Origin of the sequence: Mesonia aestuariivivens (assembly GCF_019311235.1) — a bacterium.
GTDB lineage: Bacteria > Bacteroidota > Bacteroidia > Flavobacteriales > Flavobacteriaceae > Mesonia > Mesonia aestuariivivens.
The window spans coordinates 94,284-108,949 of the sequence record NZ_JAHWDF010000003.1; the positions used below are offsets into that span (position 1 = coordinate 94,284).

At 33.6% G+C, this 14,666-nt stretch carries 17 protein-coding genes; 16 read left to right on the forward strand and 1 reads right to left on the reverse strand.

Annotated elements, in window-relative coordinates:
* Nucleotides 1-75: 75 nt before the first annotated feature.
* From KW502_RS03695 to KW502_RS03770, 16 genes are all read left to right on the forward strand, one after another.
* Nucleotides 76-219 (forward strand): hypothetical protein, encoded by a 144-nt coding sequence (locus tag KW502_RS03695; RefSeq protein ID WP_219039189.1) that lies wholly within the window; start codon nucleotides 76-78, stop codon nucleotides 217-219.
* Nucleotides 220-345: 126 nt separating this feature from the next.
* Nucleotides 346-993, forward strand: a complete 648-nt coding sequence (locus KW502_RS03700) for a flavin reductase family protein (RefSeq protein WP_219039190.1) — start codon at nucleotides 346-348, stop codon at nucleotides 991-993.
* A 42-nt stretch (nucleotides 994-1,035) separates the two neighbouring features.
* Entirely contained in the window at nucleotides 1,036-1,116 is an 81-nt protein-coding gene (locus tag KW502_RS15580; RefSeq protein ID WP_369412512.1) for a DUF2256 domain-containing protein, read from the forward strand.
* Complete coding sequence (locus KW502_RS03710) at nucleotides 1,089-2,408, forward strand: DASH family cryptochrome (protein ID WP_219039191.1); 1,320 nt, start codon at nucleotides 1,089-1,091, stop codon at nucleotides 2,406-2,408. Before KW502_RS15580 ends, KW502_RS03710 begins: the two co-directional genes overlap by 28 nt.
* Nucleotides 2,409-2,435: 27 nt before the next feature.
* Nucleotides 2,436-3,971, forward strand: a complete 1,536-nt coding sequence (locus KW502_RS03715; protein ID WP_219039192.1) for a cryptochrome/photolyase family protein — start codon at nucleotides 2,436-2,438, stop codon at nucleotides 3,969-3,971.
* 83 nt (nucleotides 3,972-4,054) lie between these two features.
* Complete coding sequence (locus KW502_RS03720) at nucleotides 4,055-4,213, forward strand: lmo0937 family membrane protein (RefSeq protein ID WP_219039193.1); 159 nt, start codon at nucleotides 4,055-4,057, stop codon at nucleotides 4,211-4,213.
* A gap of 27 nt (nucleotides 4,214-4,240) precedes the next feature.
* Complete coding sequence (locus KW502_RS03725; RefSeq protein ID WP_219039194.1) at nucleotides 4,241-4,405, forward strand: hypothetical protein; 165 nt, start codon at nucleotides 4,241-4,243, stop codon at nucleotides 4,403-4,405.
* 158 nt (nucleotides 4,406-4,563) lie between these two features.
* The gene (gene kynU / locus KW502_RS03730; RefSeq protein ID WP_219039195.1) at nucleotides 4,564-5,835 is read left to right on the forward strand and encodes a kynureninase; all 1,272 of its coding nucleotides are present in this window, start codon (nucleotides 4,564-4,566) and stop codon (nucleotides 5,833-5,835) included.
* Entirely contained in the window at nucleotides 5,835-7,226 is a 1,392-nt protein-coding gene (locus KW502_RS03735) for an FAD-dependent oxidoreductase (RefSeq protein ID WP_219039196.1), read from the forward strand. The genes kynU and KW502_RS03735 overlap by 1 nt, the downstream gene beginning before the upstream one ends.
* Before the next feature lie 16 nt (nucleotides 7,227-7,242).
* Nucleotides 7,243-8,004: a 2-keto-4-pentenoate hydratase gene (locus KW502_RS03740; RefSeq protein ID WP_219039197.1), complete on the forward strand. Its 762-nt coding sequence runs from the start codon at nucleotides 7,243-7,245 to the stop codon at nucleotides 8,002-8,004.
* Nucleotides 8,005-8,085: 81 nt separating this feature from the next.
* Complete coding sequence (locus tag KW502_RS03745) at nucleotides 8,086-8,514, forward strand: RidA family protein (RefSeq protein ID WP_219039198.1); 429 nt, start codon at nucleotides 8,086-8,088, stop codon at nucleotides 8,512-8,514.
* A gap of 33 nt (nucleotides 8,515-8,547) precedes the next feature.
* Entirely contained in the window at nucleotides 8,548-9,825 is a 1,278-nt protein-coding gene (locus KW502_RS03750) for an AbiH family protein (RefSeq protein ID WP_219039199.1), read from the forward strand.
* A gap of 101 nt (nucleotides 9,826-9,926) precedes the next feature.
* A complete protein-coding gene (locus tag KW502_RS03755; protein WP_219039200.1) occupies nucleotides 9,927-11,381 on the forward strand; it encodes an aldehyde dehydrogenase in 1,455 nt (484 codons plus the stop codon).
* 36 nt (nucleotides 11,382-11,417) lie between these two features.
* On the forward strand, nucleotides 11,418-12,203 hold the full coding sequence (locus tag KW502_RS03760; protein ID WP_219039201.1) for an SDR family oxidoreductase: 786 nt from the start codon (nucleotides 11,418-11,420) through the stop codon (nucleotides 12,201-12,203).
* A 169-nt stretch (nucleotides 12,204-12,372) separates the two neighbouring features.
* Nucleotides 12,373-13,455, forward strand: a complete 1,083-nt coding sequence (locus KW502_RS03765; RefSeq protein ID WP_219039202.1) for an amidohydrolase family protein — start codon at nucleotides 12,373-12,375, stop codon at nucleotides 13,453-13,455.
* On the forward strand, nucleotides 13,455-14,096 hold the full coding sequence (locus KW502_RS03770) for an O-methyltransferase (RefSeq protein ID WP_219039203.1): 642 nt from the start codon (nucleotides 13,455-13,457) through the stop codon (nucleotides 14,094-14,096). Before KW502_RS03765 ends, KW502_RS03770 begins: the two co-directional genes overlap by 1 nt.
* Here KW502_RS03770 and KW502_RS03775 read toward each other — a convergent pair.
* Entirely contained in the window at nucleotides 14,091-14,660 is a 570-nt protein-coding gene (locus tag KW502_RS03775; protein ID WP_219039204.1) for a phosphatase PAP2 family protein, read from the reverse strand. The two genes, KW502_RS03770 and KW502_RS03775, sit on opposite strands and share 6 nt — an antisense overlap.
* Nucleotides 14,661-14,666: the final 6 nt, after the last annotated feature.

Consider the following 14,666-nt stretch of genomic DNA (forward strand, 5'->3'; position numbering starts at 1 on the left):
ACAAGATTTTATAAAACCTTTAATACACTACAAAGCGTCAATTCTTTAATTTAGGTAAAATTAAAAAAATACATTATGGGACGTATTGAAGATAATCATAAAAAAAGAAAACATGACGATACAGAAAGTCCATTAGGGAGTTTTGGTGATCGTAAAAAAAACACCAATAAAGTAGATTATGATGAATCTACGGTTAAAGACCAACAAAATAAAGAATAATGATAATTCTAAAAGAATTGATTTAAAGCTGTCAATATAAGACAGCTTTTTTTTAGCCTAACCACTTTTTGTTTAATTTTACAAACAAAAATATAAACAAAATTTTCAAAAAGAAATAAAACACCCATGAACTATTATAATAAAGAACATATTGAAAAGTTTGATAAACAATTCAGAATTAACCTAGTTAATAGTTTAAGTGGTTATAAATCTGCCAACCTTATTGCTACTAAATCTAAAGATGAAGTTACCAATGTTGCCATCTATAGCTCTGTAATTCATCTAAGTAGCAACCCTCCATTACTCGGCTTTATTTTACGTCCAACTTCTGTTGAAAGAAACACTTACGATAATTTAGTCTCTACGGGAGAGTTTACTGTCAATCATATTCATCGAGACATTATTAAAGAAGCTCACCATACTTCGGCCAAATACAAAGGAGAAATTTCAGAATTCGATAAAACAAATTTAACCGAAGAATATCAAAAAGGATTCTTCCCTCCGTTTGTAAAAGAAGCAAGAATAAAAATGGGATGTAAATTAGTTAATTACTATTATATAAAAGAAAATAAATGCCGAATGATTGTTGGAGAAATTGAGCATCTCTTTTTTGATGATGGAATTGAAGAAAAAGATGGTTGGCTAAATTTAGAAAAAGCAGAAACCGTTGCCATTAATGGTCTCGATGGCTATGCTGAAACTCATTTAATAGACAGATTTGACCATGCAAAACCCGACAAAAAGGTGAGTTCTATTATTAATGAAGAAAAATAACCTTCCCACAAAAATTTGCCCTGTTTGCAAAAGACCATTTTCTTGGCGAAAAAATGGGAGCGAGATTGGGAAGAAGTAAAATATTGCAGTAAAAAATGCTCGAAAAACAGAAATACAATATAATTTGGTTCAGGAACGATTTAAGAGTTTTTGATAATTATTCTATTAAAAAAGCTTTTCAAGAAAACTTACCCATCATTGCAGTTTATTGCTTTGATCCTCGTCATTATCAAACTAATAAATTCGGTTTTAAAAAAACTGAAAAATTTAGGGCTCAGTTTTTAATTGAAAGTGTAGAAAATCTTCAGAAAAATTTAAAGGAAAAGCTAAATATTAGTTTGCTTATCTTTAATGATTATCCAGAGAAGGTTTTACCTAATTTACACGAAGAATACTTCATAGAAAAGCTATTTCTTCAAAAAGAATGGACGCAAGAAGAAGTTAAAGTTCAGCAAAAAATTCAGCATCAATTACCCGAAGTGAAATTTATTGAGACTTACGATCAATTTTTATTTCATCCCGAAGATATTCCCTACGATTCTTTTCAGCATATTCCTAAAGTTTACACGCAATTCAGAAAAAAATTAGAAGCCCAAGCTCAAGTAAGACCGCTCGCAAATTTACCAGAACCACAACCCGAAAATTTTCTTATAAACCATACGACAAAAGTTCCTTCGTTAAAAGGTTTAGGCTTAGCCAAAATTGAAAAAGACTCTAGAACTGCTTTTCCTTTTTGTGGCGGAGAAGATGAAGCCAATAAACGCATTCAATATTATTTTTGGGAAACAGGTTTACTTCAGCATTATAAAAAAACGCGTAATCAACTTTTAGGTGCAGATTATAGCTCCAAGCTTTCTGCTTGGTTAGCTAACGGAAGTATTTCAGCAAGAACAATTTATTGGCAAGTTAAAAAATTTGAAAACCAAGTGGTTAAAAATGATAGTACTTATTGGTTAATTTTTGAGTTGATTTGGCGAGACTATTTTAAATACATTTCTTTAAAACACGGAAATAAAATATTTCAACTTAGTGGAATTTTAGATAAAAATTTAACTTGGAATAACGATCAAGAAGCTTTTAAAAATTGGATTAAAGGAAACACAAAAGAACCTTTTGTAAACGCAAATATGAAAGAAATTGCAGCCACCGGTTTTATGAGTAATCGTGGTAGACAAAATGTGAATAGTTTTTGGGCTAAAGAGTTAAAACAAGATTGGCGAGTTGGTGCTGTCTATTTAGAAAGTATGCTCATAGATTATGATGTGCATAGCAATTGGGGAAATTGGATGTACAATAGCGGCGTAGGTAACGACCCAAGAGACCGAAAATTTAATATTGCCAGCCAAGCAAAACGTTATGACCCTGAAAAAAAATACCAACAAACTTGGCTAAGCGGTCAAAAAGAATTGTTTTAAATGCTAACTATCTTTTCTTGATTTAAAATGAAAAAACTTCGATTACTTCTTGGCGATCAACTCAATCATAAACATTCTTGGTTCACTTCAACAGATAAAAATACCATTTATTTTATAGCAGAGATACGACAAGAAACCGATTATGTTACCCACCATATTCAGAAAATAGTGGCGTTTTTCGCGTCGATGAGAAATTTCTATCAATTTATTAAAAATAAAGGCCACCAAGTAATCTATTATGAAATAGATGCCGAAGAAAACCAACAAGACCTCGTTAAAAATATTCAGCATCTTATAGAGAAATATGAAATTGAAAAATTTGAATATCAACTCCCTGATGAATATCGTTTAGACGAACAATTAAAAAACTTCTGCATTAACATAGAAATTGAAACAGAAGCTTTTGATACCGAACATTTTTATACTTCCAGAACAGATTTAACCAATTTCTACGAAGGCAAAAAAGAAATGACGATGGAATATTTTTACCGTTATATGCGTAAAAAGCATTCCATTTTAATGCAAAATGAAAAAAAACCTGAAGGCGGAAAATGGAATTTCGATAAAAGTAATCGTAAAAAATGGAAAGGTAAACCAGAAATTCCGCACAAGAGAGGTTTTAGAAAAGACGTGACTAAAATTTTAAAAAAAATTCGAGAGCAAGACATTAAAACGACAGGAAATATTGAAGCTGAAAACTTTAATTGGCCTACTTCTCGAGCAGACAGTTTAAAAGTGCTTAATTATTTCTGTAAAAATTTATTGGTTCATTTTGGCGATTATCAAGATGCCATGCATACCAATCAGTATTTTCTTTTTCATTCTAGACTTTCATTCGCTATGAATTCTAAAATGCTTTCTCCTCAAGAAATTATTGAAAAAGTTATGGATACTTATCATGAAAATTCAGAAGCAATCGACATCTCTCAAGTAGAAGGTTTTGTGCGTCAAATTTTAGGCTGGCGAGAATATATGCGTGGTATTTATTGGAAAGAGATGCCCGGCTATCGAAGGAATAACAAATTAAACAACCAAAATTCACTGCCAGATTTTTATTGGACTGCAGAAACTAAAATGAATTGCCTTCATCACGCCGTTAAGCAAAGTTTAGATGAAGCTTACGCACATCATATTCAGCGGTTAATGATCACGGGGAATTTTGCCTTGCTAGCACAAATTCATCCAGATGAAGTAGATACTTGGTATTTGGGTATTTATATCGATGCGATAGAATGGGTAGAAATGCCCAACACTCGTGGGATGAGTCAATTTGCAGATGGCGGTTTGGTTGCTACAAAACCTTATGTTTCAAGTGGTAGTTACATTAACAAAATGAGTAATTATTGCAAAGATTGCCATTACAATGTGAATAAAAAAGAAGGCGAAACTGCCTGCCCATTTAATTCACTTTATTGGAATTTCTTAGACGATAAGCGAAAACACTTTAAAGATAACCAACGCATGAATATGATGATGAGTTTACTCAACAAAATGGATCCTGAACTCTTAAAAAAACATAAAGAACGAGCGAGTAGAATACTCAAAAACATAAATCAATACTAAATGTTAGTTAACTGAAAGTTAAAGCATAGCAACTGAATAAGCATTATACATACATTTATTTCAACTAATCAAAACTAACAAAAATGAGAGACTTAATTTGGCTTATTGTTGCAATTCTAATTATAGGATGGCTTGTTGGCTATTTTGGATTTGCTGACGCAGTAGGAAGTTTAATACATATTCTTCTTGTATTGGCTGTTATCGGAATTTTATATAAATTAGCCACAGGTAGAAATCCTTAATTAAAAAAACTAATTAAAACTTAAATTATGAAAAAATTATTTTTATCACTGTTCTTAGTAGGAACTTTAGCAGCTACTTTTACAAGCTGTAGAGAAGAAAAAAGTACTGAAGAAAAAGTAGAAGACGCTGCAGAAGATGTAGGAGATTCAATGGAAGATGCTGCAGACGATGTTGAAGACGCTGTAGATTAATCTTACAAACCTACTACTTAATAAAAACCTCTTGAGATTAGATTCTCAAGAGGTTTTTATTATATACAACAATTCACATCTAACAGATACAAATATTCAAAACCAACTCATTAATTATTGCTAAATTTGTAGAAACCTCATTTTTCACAATATCAAAAATGCACACAACCCAACTAAAAGGTACCTTAGAATTTGCGAAAGAGCTCGATCAAAAAGATCCTTTAAAAAGATTTAGAAATCAATTTCATATTCCTACTAATGCCAATGGAGAAGAACAAGTCTATCTCTGCGGAAATTCTTTAGGCTTACAACCCAAGCTCACTAAAGAATATATTCAGCAAGAATTAGAAGACTGGGGTAATTTAGGAGTTGAAGGCCACACAGAAGCTAAAAGCCCTTGGTTACCCTACCACGAGTTTCTAACCGAGAATATGGCAAAAATTGTAGGCGCAAAACCTTCAGAAGTGGTTATGATGAACACATTGAGTGTAAATTTACACTTCATGATGGTTTCTTTTTACCAACCTACCTCAAAGCGATTTAAAATTATTATTGAAAGTGATGCTTTCCCTTCAGATAAGTATGCCGTTGAATCTCAGCTGAAATTTCACGGTCAAGATCCCAACGAAGCCTTAATTTTATGGAAACCGCGCGAAGGCGAAGAATTATGTCACTTTGAAGATTTAGAAAAAATTATGCAAACCGAAGGCGATCAAGTTGCCTTGTTGCTCATCGGTTCTACCAATTATTACACAGGACAGTCTTTTCCTTTAAAAAAAATTACAGAATTAGGTCATCGCCACGGTGCAAAAGTAGGTTTCGATCTAGCTCACGGGGCAGGAAATATTCAACCTAATTTGCACGAAACAGGTCCAGATTTCGCCGTTTGGTGTTCTTACAAATATTTAAATAGCGGTCCAGGAAGTGTTGGTGGCTGTTTTGTTCACGAGCGCCACGCCAATAATAAAGAATTAAGACGATTTACAGGTTGGTGGGGACACAACAAGCAAACACGATTTAATATGCGCCACGAATTTGATCCTATTCCAGGAGCAGAAGGTTGGCAGTTAAGTAATCCGCCTATTTTATCGTTAGCGGCAATTAGAGCTTCTCTTGCTGTTTTCAATGAAGCTGGATTTGAGAATATTCGTGAAAAATCTATAAAAATTACTAATTATTTAGAATTTCTACTCAAGGAAATTGAAGGTGATCAAATTGAAATTATCACTCCCCAAAATCCAGAAGAGCGTGGTTGCCAACTCTCAATAAAGGTTAAAAATGCGAACAAAGCTTTATTCGATAAACTTATGGCTGCCGATGTGATTGCAGATTGGCGTGAACCCAATGTTATTCGAATAGCTCCTGCTCCGCTCTATAATTCTTACGAAGATGTTTATAAAATGGTTGAACGATTAAAGAAACTATTGTAATGAAAAAGAAAGAAAACATCCTCATTATCGGAGCCGGACTTTGCGGATCTTTATTAGCCTTAAGAATGGCACAACGCGGGTATCAAGTTCAACTCATTGAAAAACGCCCCGATTTAAGAAAAACAGATATTTCTGCAGGAAGATCCATCAACTTAGCATTTTCTAACCGTGGCATCAAGGCAATGAAACTTGTAGGGCTAGAACGAAAAGCTTTAGAAATTTGCATTCCTATGAACGGAAGAATGATTCACGATCAAGAAGAAAACACCTTTCTTTCGCCTTATAGCGGATTAAAACACGAATACATTAATTCAATTTCTAGAACAGACCTAAACGCCTTACTTTTAGACGAAGCTGAAAAAATGGAAAATGTTTCTATTCAGTTTAATCAAGAATGTTTAGCGGTAAATTCTGCTGAAGCTAAAGCTACTTTTAGAGATTACCATTCTAAAGAAGAAAAAACTATTGAAGCTGATCTTATTTTTGGAACCGATGGGGCTGGTTCTTCCCTTCGTAAAAGCATGATGGAAGATCACAGTTTTCTATTTAGTTTTTCACAAGACTATTTACAACACGGTTACAAAGAATTATCGATTGAACCTTCTAAGAATGGAGATTTTCAATTGCATAAAAATGCGTTACACATTTGGCCAAGAGGTGAGAATATGCTCATCGCTCTTCCTAATCTAGACGGAAGTTTTACGGTTACTTTATTTATGTCTTATGCTGAAGGAGATTACAATTTTGAAAATATAACTTCCGAAGAAAAAGCTGTAGAATATTTCAATACTTATTATCCCGATGCATTGAAACTGATGCCGAATTTAGGTAAAGAATTTTTCGAAAACCCTACCGGTCCATTAGGAACGGTAAAATGTTCGCCTTGGCATAGTCACGGTAAAAGTTTATTAATGGGTGATTCTGCTCACGCTATTGTACCGTTTTACGGTCAAGGTATGAATGCCTCTTTTGAAGACGTGGTCGTTTTTGATGAAGCTTTAGAAAATCACACTGGAGATTGGGAAACAACATTTAAAGCTTATCAAGAAGCTCGTAAAAAAGATACAGATGCCATTGCAGATTTAGCAATTGATAATTTCTATGAAATGAAAGAGCACACGGCGGCTCCTATTTTTCAGCAGAAAAGAAAATTAGAAACTGCTTTTGAACAAGAATTCCCAGCAGCATATGCTTCAAAATATCGCTTGGTAACCTTCCAAGAAGAAATTGGTTATGCAGAAGCAATGCAACGTGGCCGAGCTCAAGATAAAGCGATGCTTCGGTTAATTTCTAAAGGTAAAATTAATGAGCAGATGACGCTAGAAGAAAAATTAAAATTGGTAAAAGCAGAAACAACTCATATCTTAGAAGAAATTAACGTTGTCTATTAAAATAAAATCAATAACAATGAATCATCAGGAGATAGCAGAGATTTTAGATCAGGCCGCAAGGTATGCTAGACCCATATCACAATTAGCCACAGACTGTCAAATAGATTTAGATGCTGCGTATCAAATACAAAATCTTTGTGTAAGTAAACGCTTAGAGCGTGGTGAGTATGTTACCGGTTATAAACTCGGTATTACTAATCGCGCAAAGATGCAAGAACTAGGAGTACACGATTTAATTTGGGGTGTATTGACTAATTCTATGGAAATTTTAAATCAAGAAAAAGTAGAGGTTATTAGATGGATACAACCACGTGCCGAAACCGAAATCGCTTTTAGAATTTCAAAAGATATTGAAGAATCTGTAGGTTTAAAAGAGATCACAAATTACATTGATAAAATGGCACCGGCCATAGAAATTGTAGATAGCCGCTATGAGAATTTTAAATTTTCACTAGAAGATGTAGTTGCCGATAATTGTTCAGCTTCAGCTTATGTTGTTGGAGATTGGATTAATTTAGAAGAAAATATTAATGACTTACAAATTCATTTAAAGGTGAATCGAGAAACTTTAGCAGAAGGAAAAACGAACGCTATTCTTTCTAATCCGTTACAATCAGTGGTCGAGCTAAGTCGTCTGGCTTCTAAAGCTGGTACCGTGATAAAAAAAGGGCAAATTGTATTAGCGGGAGCAGCAACAACTTCCATAAATTTTTCAAGTAACCAATTAATTGAAGCACAAATTGAAAAATTAGGAAAAGTAAGTTTTAAGACAAATTAGAAAAAAATTAAAGATTATAAGTATCTGTTTTTAAAATATGAGCACGCACTTTAATCCTATTTTCAACTAAAAAATAAAAAAATGTCAGGAAAAGTAATTGAAGGAAAAGCAACCCCAAGAGGAAAATATCCGCACGTAAAACGCGTGGGCGATTTTATCTATGTTTCAGGAACCAGCTCTCGCAGACCCGACAACACTTTCGAGGGCGTTGAAGTTGATGAGATGGGAACTACCAATCTTGATATCAAGAAACAGACCGCAGCGGTTCTAGAAAATATCGACAGTATTTTACACGAAGAAGGCGCTTCGTTAAAAGATGTCGTCGATGTGACAACATTTTTAGTGAATATGAACGATTTTGGTGGTTACAACGAAACCTACGGAAAGTTTTTTGAACCGGAAACAGGTCCAACGCGTACGACAGTTGCCGTGCATCAATTACCGCATCCACATTTATTGATCGAAATTAAAGTAATCGCTTACAAAAAGCAACAATACGCTACGCATTAATATAAAAAACATTTCTAACTAATCAATGTAAATATGAATAGAATAATATTAATTGGAAATGGTTTTGATTTAGCTCACGGAATGAAAACTACTTATAAAGATTTTTTAGATAGTTTTTGGTCAAATAAAATTAATAACATAAAAAATACTTTTCAAGGTAGAATATTTGAGGATGAAGACATTTTAATAAAAAATGTACCCACCCATTTAATTTCTGAATGTTCTAACTATCAAGAAATAAAATCAACCTTAAATAATTACGGCTCTAAAATTGAATACAAAAATTTATTTCTAGAAAAAATAACTGAACAAGGCGATTTAAAGAAATGGGTTGATATTGAAAATGAATATTATATTCTCTTAAAAAATTGCTATAAAGGGCTATTAACTAGCAATATAAACATTAGCAAATTAAATAAAGATTTCCAAAGAATTAAAGACTTATTAAATGACTATTTAGTAACAATTGAAGAAGGTTTTAACAAAATCGCAAATAATACGCCAATATTACGAAAGAGAAATAGCATTGGTCACAAAATTTTCTCAAAGTATAAAATAAAAGAATTAACTGAAAAATTAAAAAATTTAGAAATAGATAAACACTATGAATTAGTTAAAAATGATTATCAAAAATTTTTAAATAAAGATGGAACGTTTAGTGAAGACTTATTGGATGAATATAGAAAAAAATTATTCCAAAGGTTATCAAGACCATTTACAAAAAAAGATTTTCGAGAATTATTATCAAGTGAATATGGTGAAGGATGCATCGATTTAACTCCAGAACAAACTTTAATATTAAACTTTAACTATACTTCTACTGATTCTTTTTACTCTAATCCTTCAAAATATAAATATTATAGCTTTGATAATGTAACAAATGCTCAAGAAATTCACATCCATGGGAGCAATAAAATTGAAGATGAAAATCCAATAATTTTTGGATTTGGTGATGAACTAGACGAGGATTATAAAGAAATTGAAAAATTAAACGATAATCAATATTTAGAAAACATCAAGTCAATCAAATATTTAGAAACTGATAATTACAAAAAGCTACTCGAATTTGCTAATAGTGATTACTATCAAATCTGTATAATGGGACATTCTTGCGGGACATCAGATAGAACCATGCTAAATACTTTATTTGAACATAAAAATTGTTGCTCTATCAAAGTTTATTACCATCAAAAAGATGAAAAACATGATAATTATAGTAATATCGTAATGAATATTTCTAGAAATTTTAATGATAAGAAAAAAATGAGAGAAAGGGTTGTAAATAAAACATATTGTTCTCCTCTTTGTTAATTCAAAATAGAAAAATAATATTTCTAATTCTATTAAGTCATTTTTTCAACATGCGTTATATTTGAGTGGAATTTTTTCAGAATTCTACAATTTTTCAACTCATGCAACAATTACAAAATTATATTAATGGTGAATTGATCTCACCTCTTTCTTCAGAATGGATCGACAATTTCGATCCTTCAAAAGGAGAAGTTTACAGTCAAATTCCCAGAAGCAAAAAAGAAGATGTAGAACTCGCATTTGAAGCTGCAAAAAAAGCCTTCCCAGCATGGAGTAACACTACTTTAGAAGAACGCAGCAAAGTACTTCTAAACATTGCGAGTTTACTTCAACAAAAATTAGTCGATTTTGCGAAAGCTGAATCTAAGGATAACGGGAAACCGCTTGCTTTAGCTTTGAATATCGATATTCCGCGAGCGGTTAGTAATTTTAAATTTTACGCACACGCACTCACTCAATTTGGTAGCGAAGCTCACGAAAGCGTAGGTAAAAATACTATCAACTTTACACTTCGAAAACCTATTGGCGTTGTCGGCTGTATTTCACCTTGGAACCTGCCACTTTATCTTTTCTCTTGGAAAATTGCTCCTGCCCTAGCCGCAGGAAATTGCGTAATAGCAAAACCTAGCGAAATCACTCCGATGACAGCATACTTACTCAGTGAAGTTTGTATAGAAGCTGGTTTACCCAATGGTGTTTTAAATATTGTGCACGGCTTAGGCAACGAAGTGGGGCAAGCCATTGTAGAACACCCACAAATTAAAGCAATCTCGTTTACTGGCGGTACCAAAACTGGAGAACATTTAGCAAGAACCGCATCACCAATGTTTAAAAAACTTTCGTTAGAATTAGGTGGGAAAAATCCGAATTTAATTTTTGCCGATTGCGATTATGATGAGATGCTTAAAACTACGGTAAGATCTTCTTTTGCTAACCAAGGACAAATTTGTTTATGTGGATCAAGAATTTTTGTGGAAGCATCAATTTACGAAAAATTTAAAGACGATTTTATTACTGAAACCAAAAAGTTGCAAGTTGGCGTTCCCAGTAAAGCTTCTTCAGATTTAGGGGCGGTAGTTTCCAAAGCACATATGGAAAAGGTATTAAGTTATATCAATAATGCTGAAAAACAAGAAGCTAAAATTCTCACCGGAGGAAAACGAATTACTGTTAAAGATCATGAAAAAGGATATTATTTAGAACCAACAATTATAGAAGTATCTTCCAACCGCTGCCAATTGAATCAAGAAGAAATATTTGGACCAGTGGTTACTATTATGCCATTTAAAAATGAAGAAGAAGCTTTAGAACTGGCGAACGATGTTCACTACGGACTTTCAGCTACGGTTTGGACCAGTAATTTGGATCGTGCGATGCGACTAAGCAACACGTTAGAAGCTGGAATTGTTTGGGTGAATACTTGGTTAAACCGAGATTTACGTACACCATTTGGCGGCATAAAAGATAGCGGCGTTGGTCGTGAAGGAGGTTTTGAAGCTTTACGCTTTTTCACCGAACCTAAAAATGTATGTATTCAGTACAATGCTAGAAGCTAAAGTTGTAAAAATAAAAAACGAATAGAAAATATATCTATGAATTTAAACTTAAAAAATAAAAACGCACTCATTTGTGGGGCAACAGGAGGCATCGGCAAAGCTTCTGCTTTAGCACTTGCAGCAGAAGGTGTAAACATTACCTTAGTAGCCAGAAATGAAGAAAAACTAAAAAAAGTTTTAAAAGAATTAAACAACAATCAAGGGCAAACACATCATTACTTTGTTGCTGATTTTTCTAATCCAGAAACTTTAAAACAAAAAGTAGGAGAAGCTACTCAAACGAAAGCTTACCATATTCTATTGAATAATACTGGTGGTCCTCCAGGTGGTAAAATTTCTGAAGCAAAAACAGAAGAATTTCAAACTGCTTTCACGCAGCATTTAATTTGTAATCATATTCTAGTTCAAGCTTTATTGCCAGGTATGAAAAAACGCGGCTACGGTCGTGTAATTAATATAATTTCTACTTCGGTGAAACAACCTCTAGATGGTTTAGGTGTTTCTAATACTATTCGTGGTGCGGTTGCTAATTGGAGTAAAACCATGGCGAACGAACTTGGTGAATTTGGCATTACGGTAAACAATATTCTACCAGGTGCTACGGCTACGGGAAGACTAACAGGTATTATTAAGAATAAAGCGAATAAAACTGGAAAAACAGAAGAAGAAGTAAGTCAAGCTATGCAAAGTGCAGTGCCTGCCAAGCGATTTGGACAACCAGAAGAGTTGGCAAATGCGGTTACCTTTTTAGCGAGTGAAGCTGCAAGTTACATTAACGGAATTAACGTTCCTGTAGATGGCGGAAGAACAAAAAGTTTGTAATTTAGTTTGCGTGAGGGATAGCAGCGGCATCCTTTTTTATATGTCACTTCGAGCGGAGTCGAGAAGTTTTTAAACCTAAAAAAGATATAGCGAATAGCCCGGTTTTATAATTCTATTTTTAACAAAATAGAATTATAAAACACGCCATAAACCAACCAACAACATAATCATGAAAAAAAAATTACGTATCAACGGACACTCTCATTTACTGCCTTATCCAGAAGAAATTCCGCAGTTTATGAAAGATAAAGAAATTTTTTGGGTAGATGAAGAACGTAAATTTATGCTTCAAAAAAACTGGAGCAGACCGGTAACTGATTCTAGTTTCTTCTTAAAAGAAAAGTTAGAATGGATGGAGCGTTTTAATATTGATCACGCCGTAGTTTTAAATCTCTCTCAGCTTTATGGTAATGGTTTAAGGGTTGAAGAAATGAAACAAGCGCTTCGATTTCAGAATGATTTTAATGCACGTGTGCAACACGATCACCCGACAAAATTTACGTGTGGTTTTGTGGTACATCCGGGCTTTGTGCGCGGCGCTTTATGGGAAATTGAACGTTGTGTAGAAGAGTTAGGGATGCGTTTATTATGTTTACCTACACATTATATGGATAGTATTGGTACTTGGCGTTGTATTTTTGATGAAGAAAATGAGCCTATTTTTGAAATGGCTAGTAAGTATAATCTTGCGGTAGAAATACATCCTTACGACGGGGAGAAGTTTATAAAATTAGAAAATACTTCTTGGCGGTTTCATCTTATTTGGATGCTTGCACAATGTGCCGATGCGTACCACTTTTTAACGCTAAATGGCTATCCTGATAAATATCCAAATATGCGAGTTTGTTTTGCGCACGGCGGACAGTTAGCGCAAATTAATTTAGGCCGAAGAATACAAGGTTTTGATGGAAGACCCGATTTATTTGAAGGAAAAGTTCATCCTAGAAAATCTGTTGGTCATAAAAATATCTTTTTTGACACGCTCGTTCACGATACTGGCTCGATGAAGCTTTTAGTTGAAAACCAAAAACCACAACAAATTATTATGGGACTTGATGATCCCTACCCTTTAGGTGAAATGGAGAGTGCTCCGCAATCGTCATATCCTGGAAAAATATTAGATTTGGCGAAAGAACGTAACATCATTACCGAAGATCAATATGACGATATTTGGGAAAATAACGTGATTAAATGGCTTTGTGGTGATGACGAAAAAGCGAAACAAGAACTCTTAACAAGAATTAAAGGCTAATGCATTTTTTACCAGAAGCTATCGATACCTACGCTGCAGAACATTCTCAAGCAGAACCTCAACTTCTAGCGGAATTGAACCGAGAAACCCACCAAAAAGTACTACAACCCCGTATGCTTAGTGGTCATTTTCAAGGTAGAATTTTGAGTATGCTCTCTAAATTAATAAGACCTCAGCATATTTTAGAAATTGGAACCTATACGGGCTATTCTGCTTTATGCTTGATGGAAGGTATTCAGCAAAATGGTAGTTTGCATACTATTGATAAAAATGAAGAGCTGTATGACTTTCAGCGTAAATATTTTGATAAATCTGGTTGGGGTTCGCAAATGCATCAGCATGTTGGAAAAGCGCTAGATATAATTCCGGAAATAGAAGAAAAATTTGACTTGGTATTTATTGATGCCGACAAAAAAAACTACCCCAACTATTTTGAAATTATTCTTCCTAAAATGAATACGGGAGGAATTATACTTTCTGACAATGTATTATGGAGTGGTAAAGTGGTGGAGGAATTAAAAAAAGGGGATAAAGACACCAAAGTTTTATTAGCCTACAATAAACAATTAGCCAGTGATAAGCGGGTAGAAACCGTTTTATTTCCTATTCGTGATGGATTGACAGTGACTAGGGTTTTATAAATCTTTAAAACTATTTTTTGCCAAGACTTTAAGACAGACTAGGTAACAAAAATAAGCTATTATCACTCCTAGCAATGCTCCTGCAGCCAAATCTAAAGGATAGTGTACACCTACATAAACCCTACTGGTCGCAAATAAAATAGGCCATATATAAAAAATGTAAATCCATTTAAAACGATGCCTTAACATCAAAACAATAAAAGTTGTAATTGCCATAGAGGTAGATGTATGACCCGAAACAAAACTATAATAAGTTGGCTCCTGAAGAATACGAATTACTTCTTTTAAACTTTCTACATTATTGGGTCTTGCCCTTGCGACTGTTGCTTTTATAATTCGTGTAAGACCGAAAGTGAGCAAGAAGCTAATCAAAAAAAATGCGGTAACAACTAAAGCTTTTTTGAACTTATAAACAACAAAAATAAGAATGAACATGATGATGTATAACGGGATCCAAGTTTCTTCTTGAGTTACAAAAATCCAAAAAGAATCGAGACCTTCTATACCTAAGCCGTTTAAATAAACAAACAACTCGCGATCCCATTCTTTTAATTGCTCAAACATTTAAAA

What these genes read in the sequence shown, in the direction of transcription:
- KW502_RS03770 (WP_219039203.1), top strand. Translation starts at nt 13,455, where the DNA reads ATGCATTTTTTACCAGAAGCTATCGATACCTACGCTGCAGAACATTCT.
- KW502_RS03750 (WP_219039199.1), top strand. Translation starts at nt 8,548, where the DNA reads ATGAATAGAATAATATTAATTGGAAATGGTTTTGATTTAGCTCACGGA.
- KW502_RS03710 (WP_219039191.1), top strand. Translation starts at nt 1,089, where the DNA reads ATGCTCGAAAAACAGAAATACAATATAATTTGGTTCAGGAACGATTTA.
- KW502_RS03725 (WP_219039194.1), top strand. Translation starts at nt 4,241, where the DNA reads ATGAAAAAATTATTTTTATCACTGTTCTTAGTAGGAACTTTAGCAGCT.
- KW502_RS03700 (WP_219039190.1), top strand. Translation starts at nt 346, where the DNA reads ATGAACTATTATAATAAAGAACATATTGAAAAGTTTGATAAACAATTC.
- KW502_RS03695 (WP_219039189.1), top strand. Translation starts at nt 76, where the DNA reads ATGGGACGTATTGAAGATAATCATAAAAAAAGAAAACATGACGATACA.
- KW502_RS03775 (WP_219039204.1), bottom strand. Translation starts at nt 14,660, where the DNA reads ATGTTTGAGCAATTAAAAGAATGGGATCGCGAGTTGTTTGTTTATTTA.
- KW502_RS03755 (WP_219039200.1), top strand. Translation starts at nt 9,927, where the DNA reads ATGCAACAATTACAAAATTATATTAATGGTGAATTGATCTCACCTCTT.
- KW502_RS03740 (WP_219039197.1), top strand. Translation starts at nt 7,243, where the DNA reads ATGAATCATCAGGAGATAGCAGAGATTTTAGATCAGGCCGCAAGGTAT.
- KW502_RS03715 (WP_219039192.1), top strand. Translation starts at nt 2,436, where the DNA reads ATGAAAAAACTTCGATTACTTCTTGGCGATCAACTCAATCATAAACAT.
- KW502_RS03735 (WP_219039196.1), top strand. Translation starts at nt 5,835, where the DNA reads ATGAAAAAGAAAGAAAACATCCTCATTATCGGAGCCGGACTTTGCGGA.
- KW502_RS03720 (WP_219039193.1), top strand. Translation starts at nt 4,055, where the DNA reads ATGAGAGACTTAATTTGGCTTATTGTTGCAATTCTAATTATAGGATGG.
- kynU (WP_219039195.1), top strand. Translation starts at nt 4,564, where the DNA reads ATGCACACAACCCAACTAAAAGGTACCTTAGAATTTGCGAAAGAGCTC.
- KW502_RS03745 (WP_219039198.1), top strand. Translation starts at nt 8,086, where the DNA reads ATGTCAGGAAAAGTAATTGAAGGAAAAGCAACCCCAAGAGGAAAATAT.
- KW502_RS03760 (WP_219039201.1), top strand. Translation starts at nt 11,418, where the DNA reads ATGAATTTAAACTTAAAAAATAAAAACGCACTCATTTGTGGGGCAACA.
- KW502_RS03765 (WP_219039202.1), top strand. Translation starts at nt 12,373, where the DNA reads ATGAAAAAAAAATTACGTATCAACGGACACTCTCATTTACTGCCTTAT.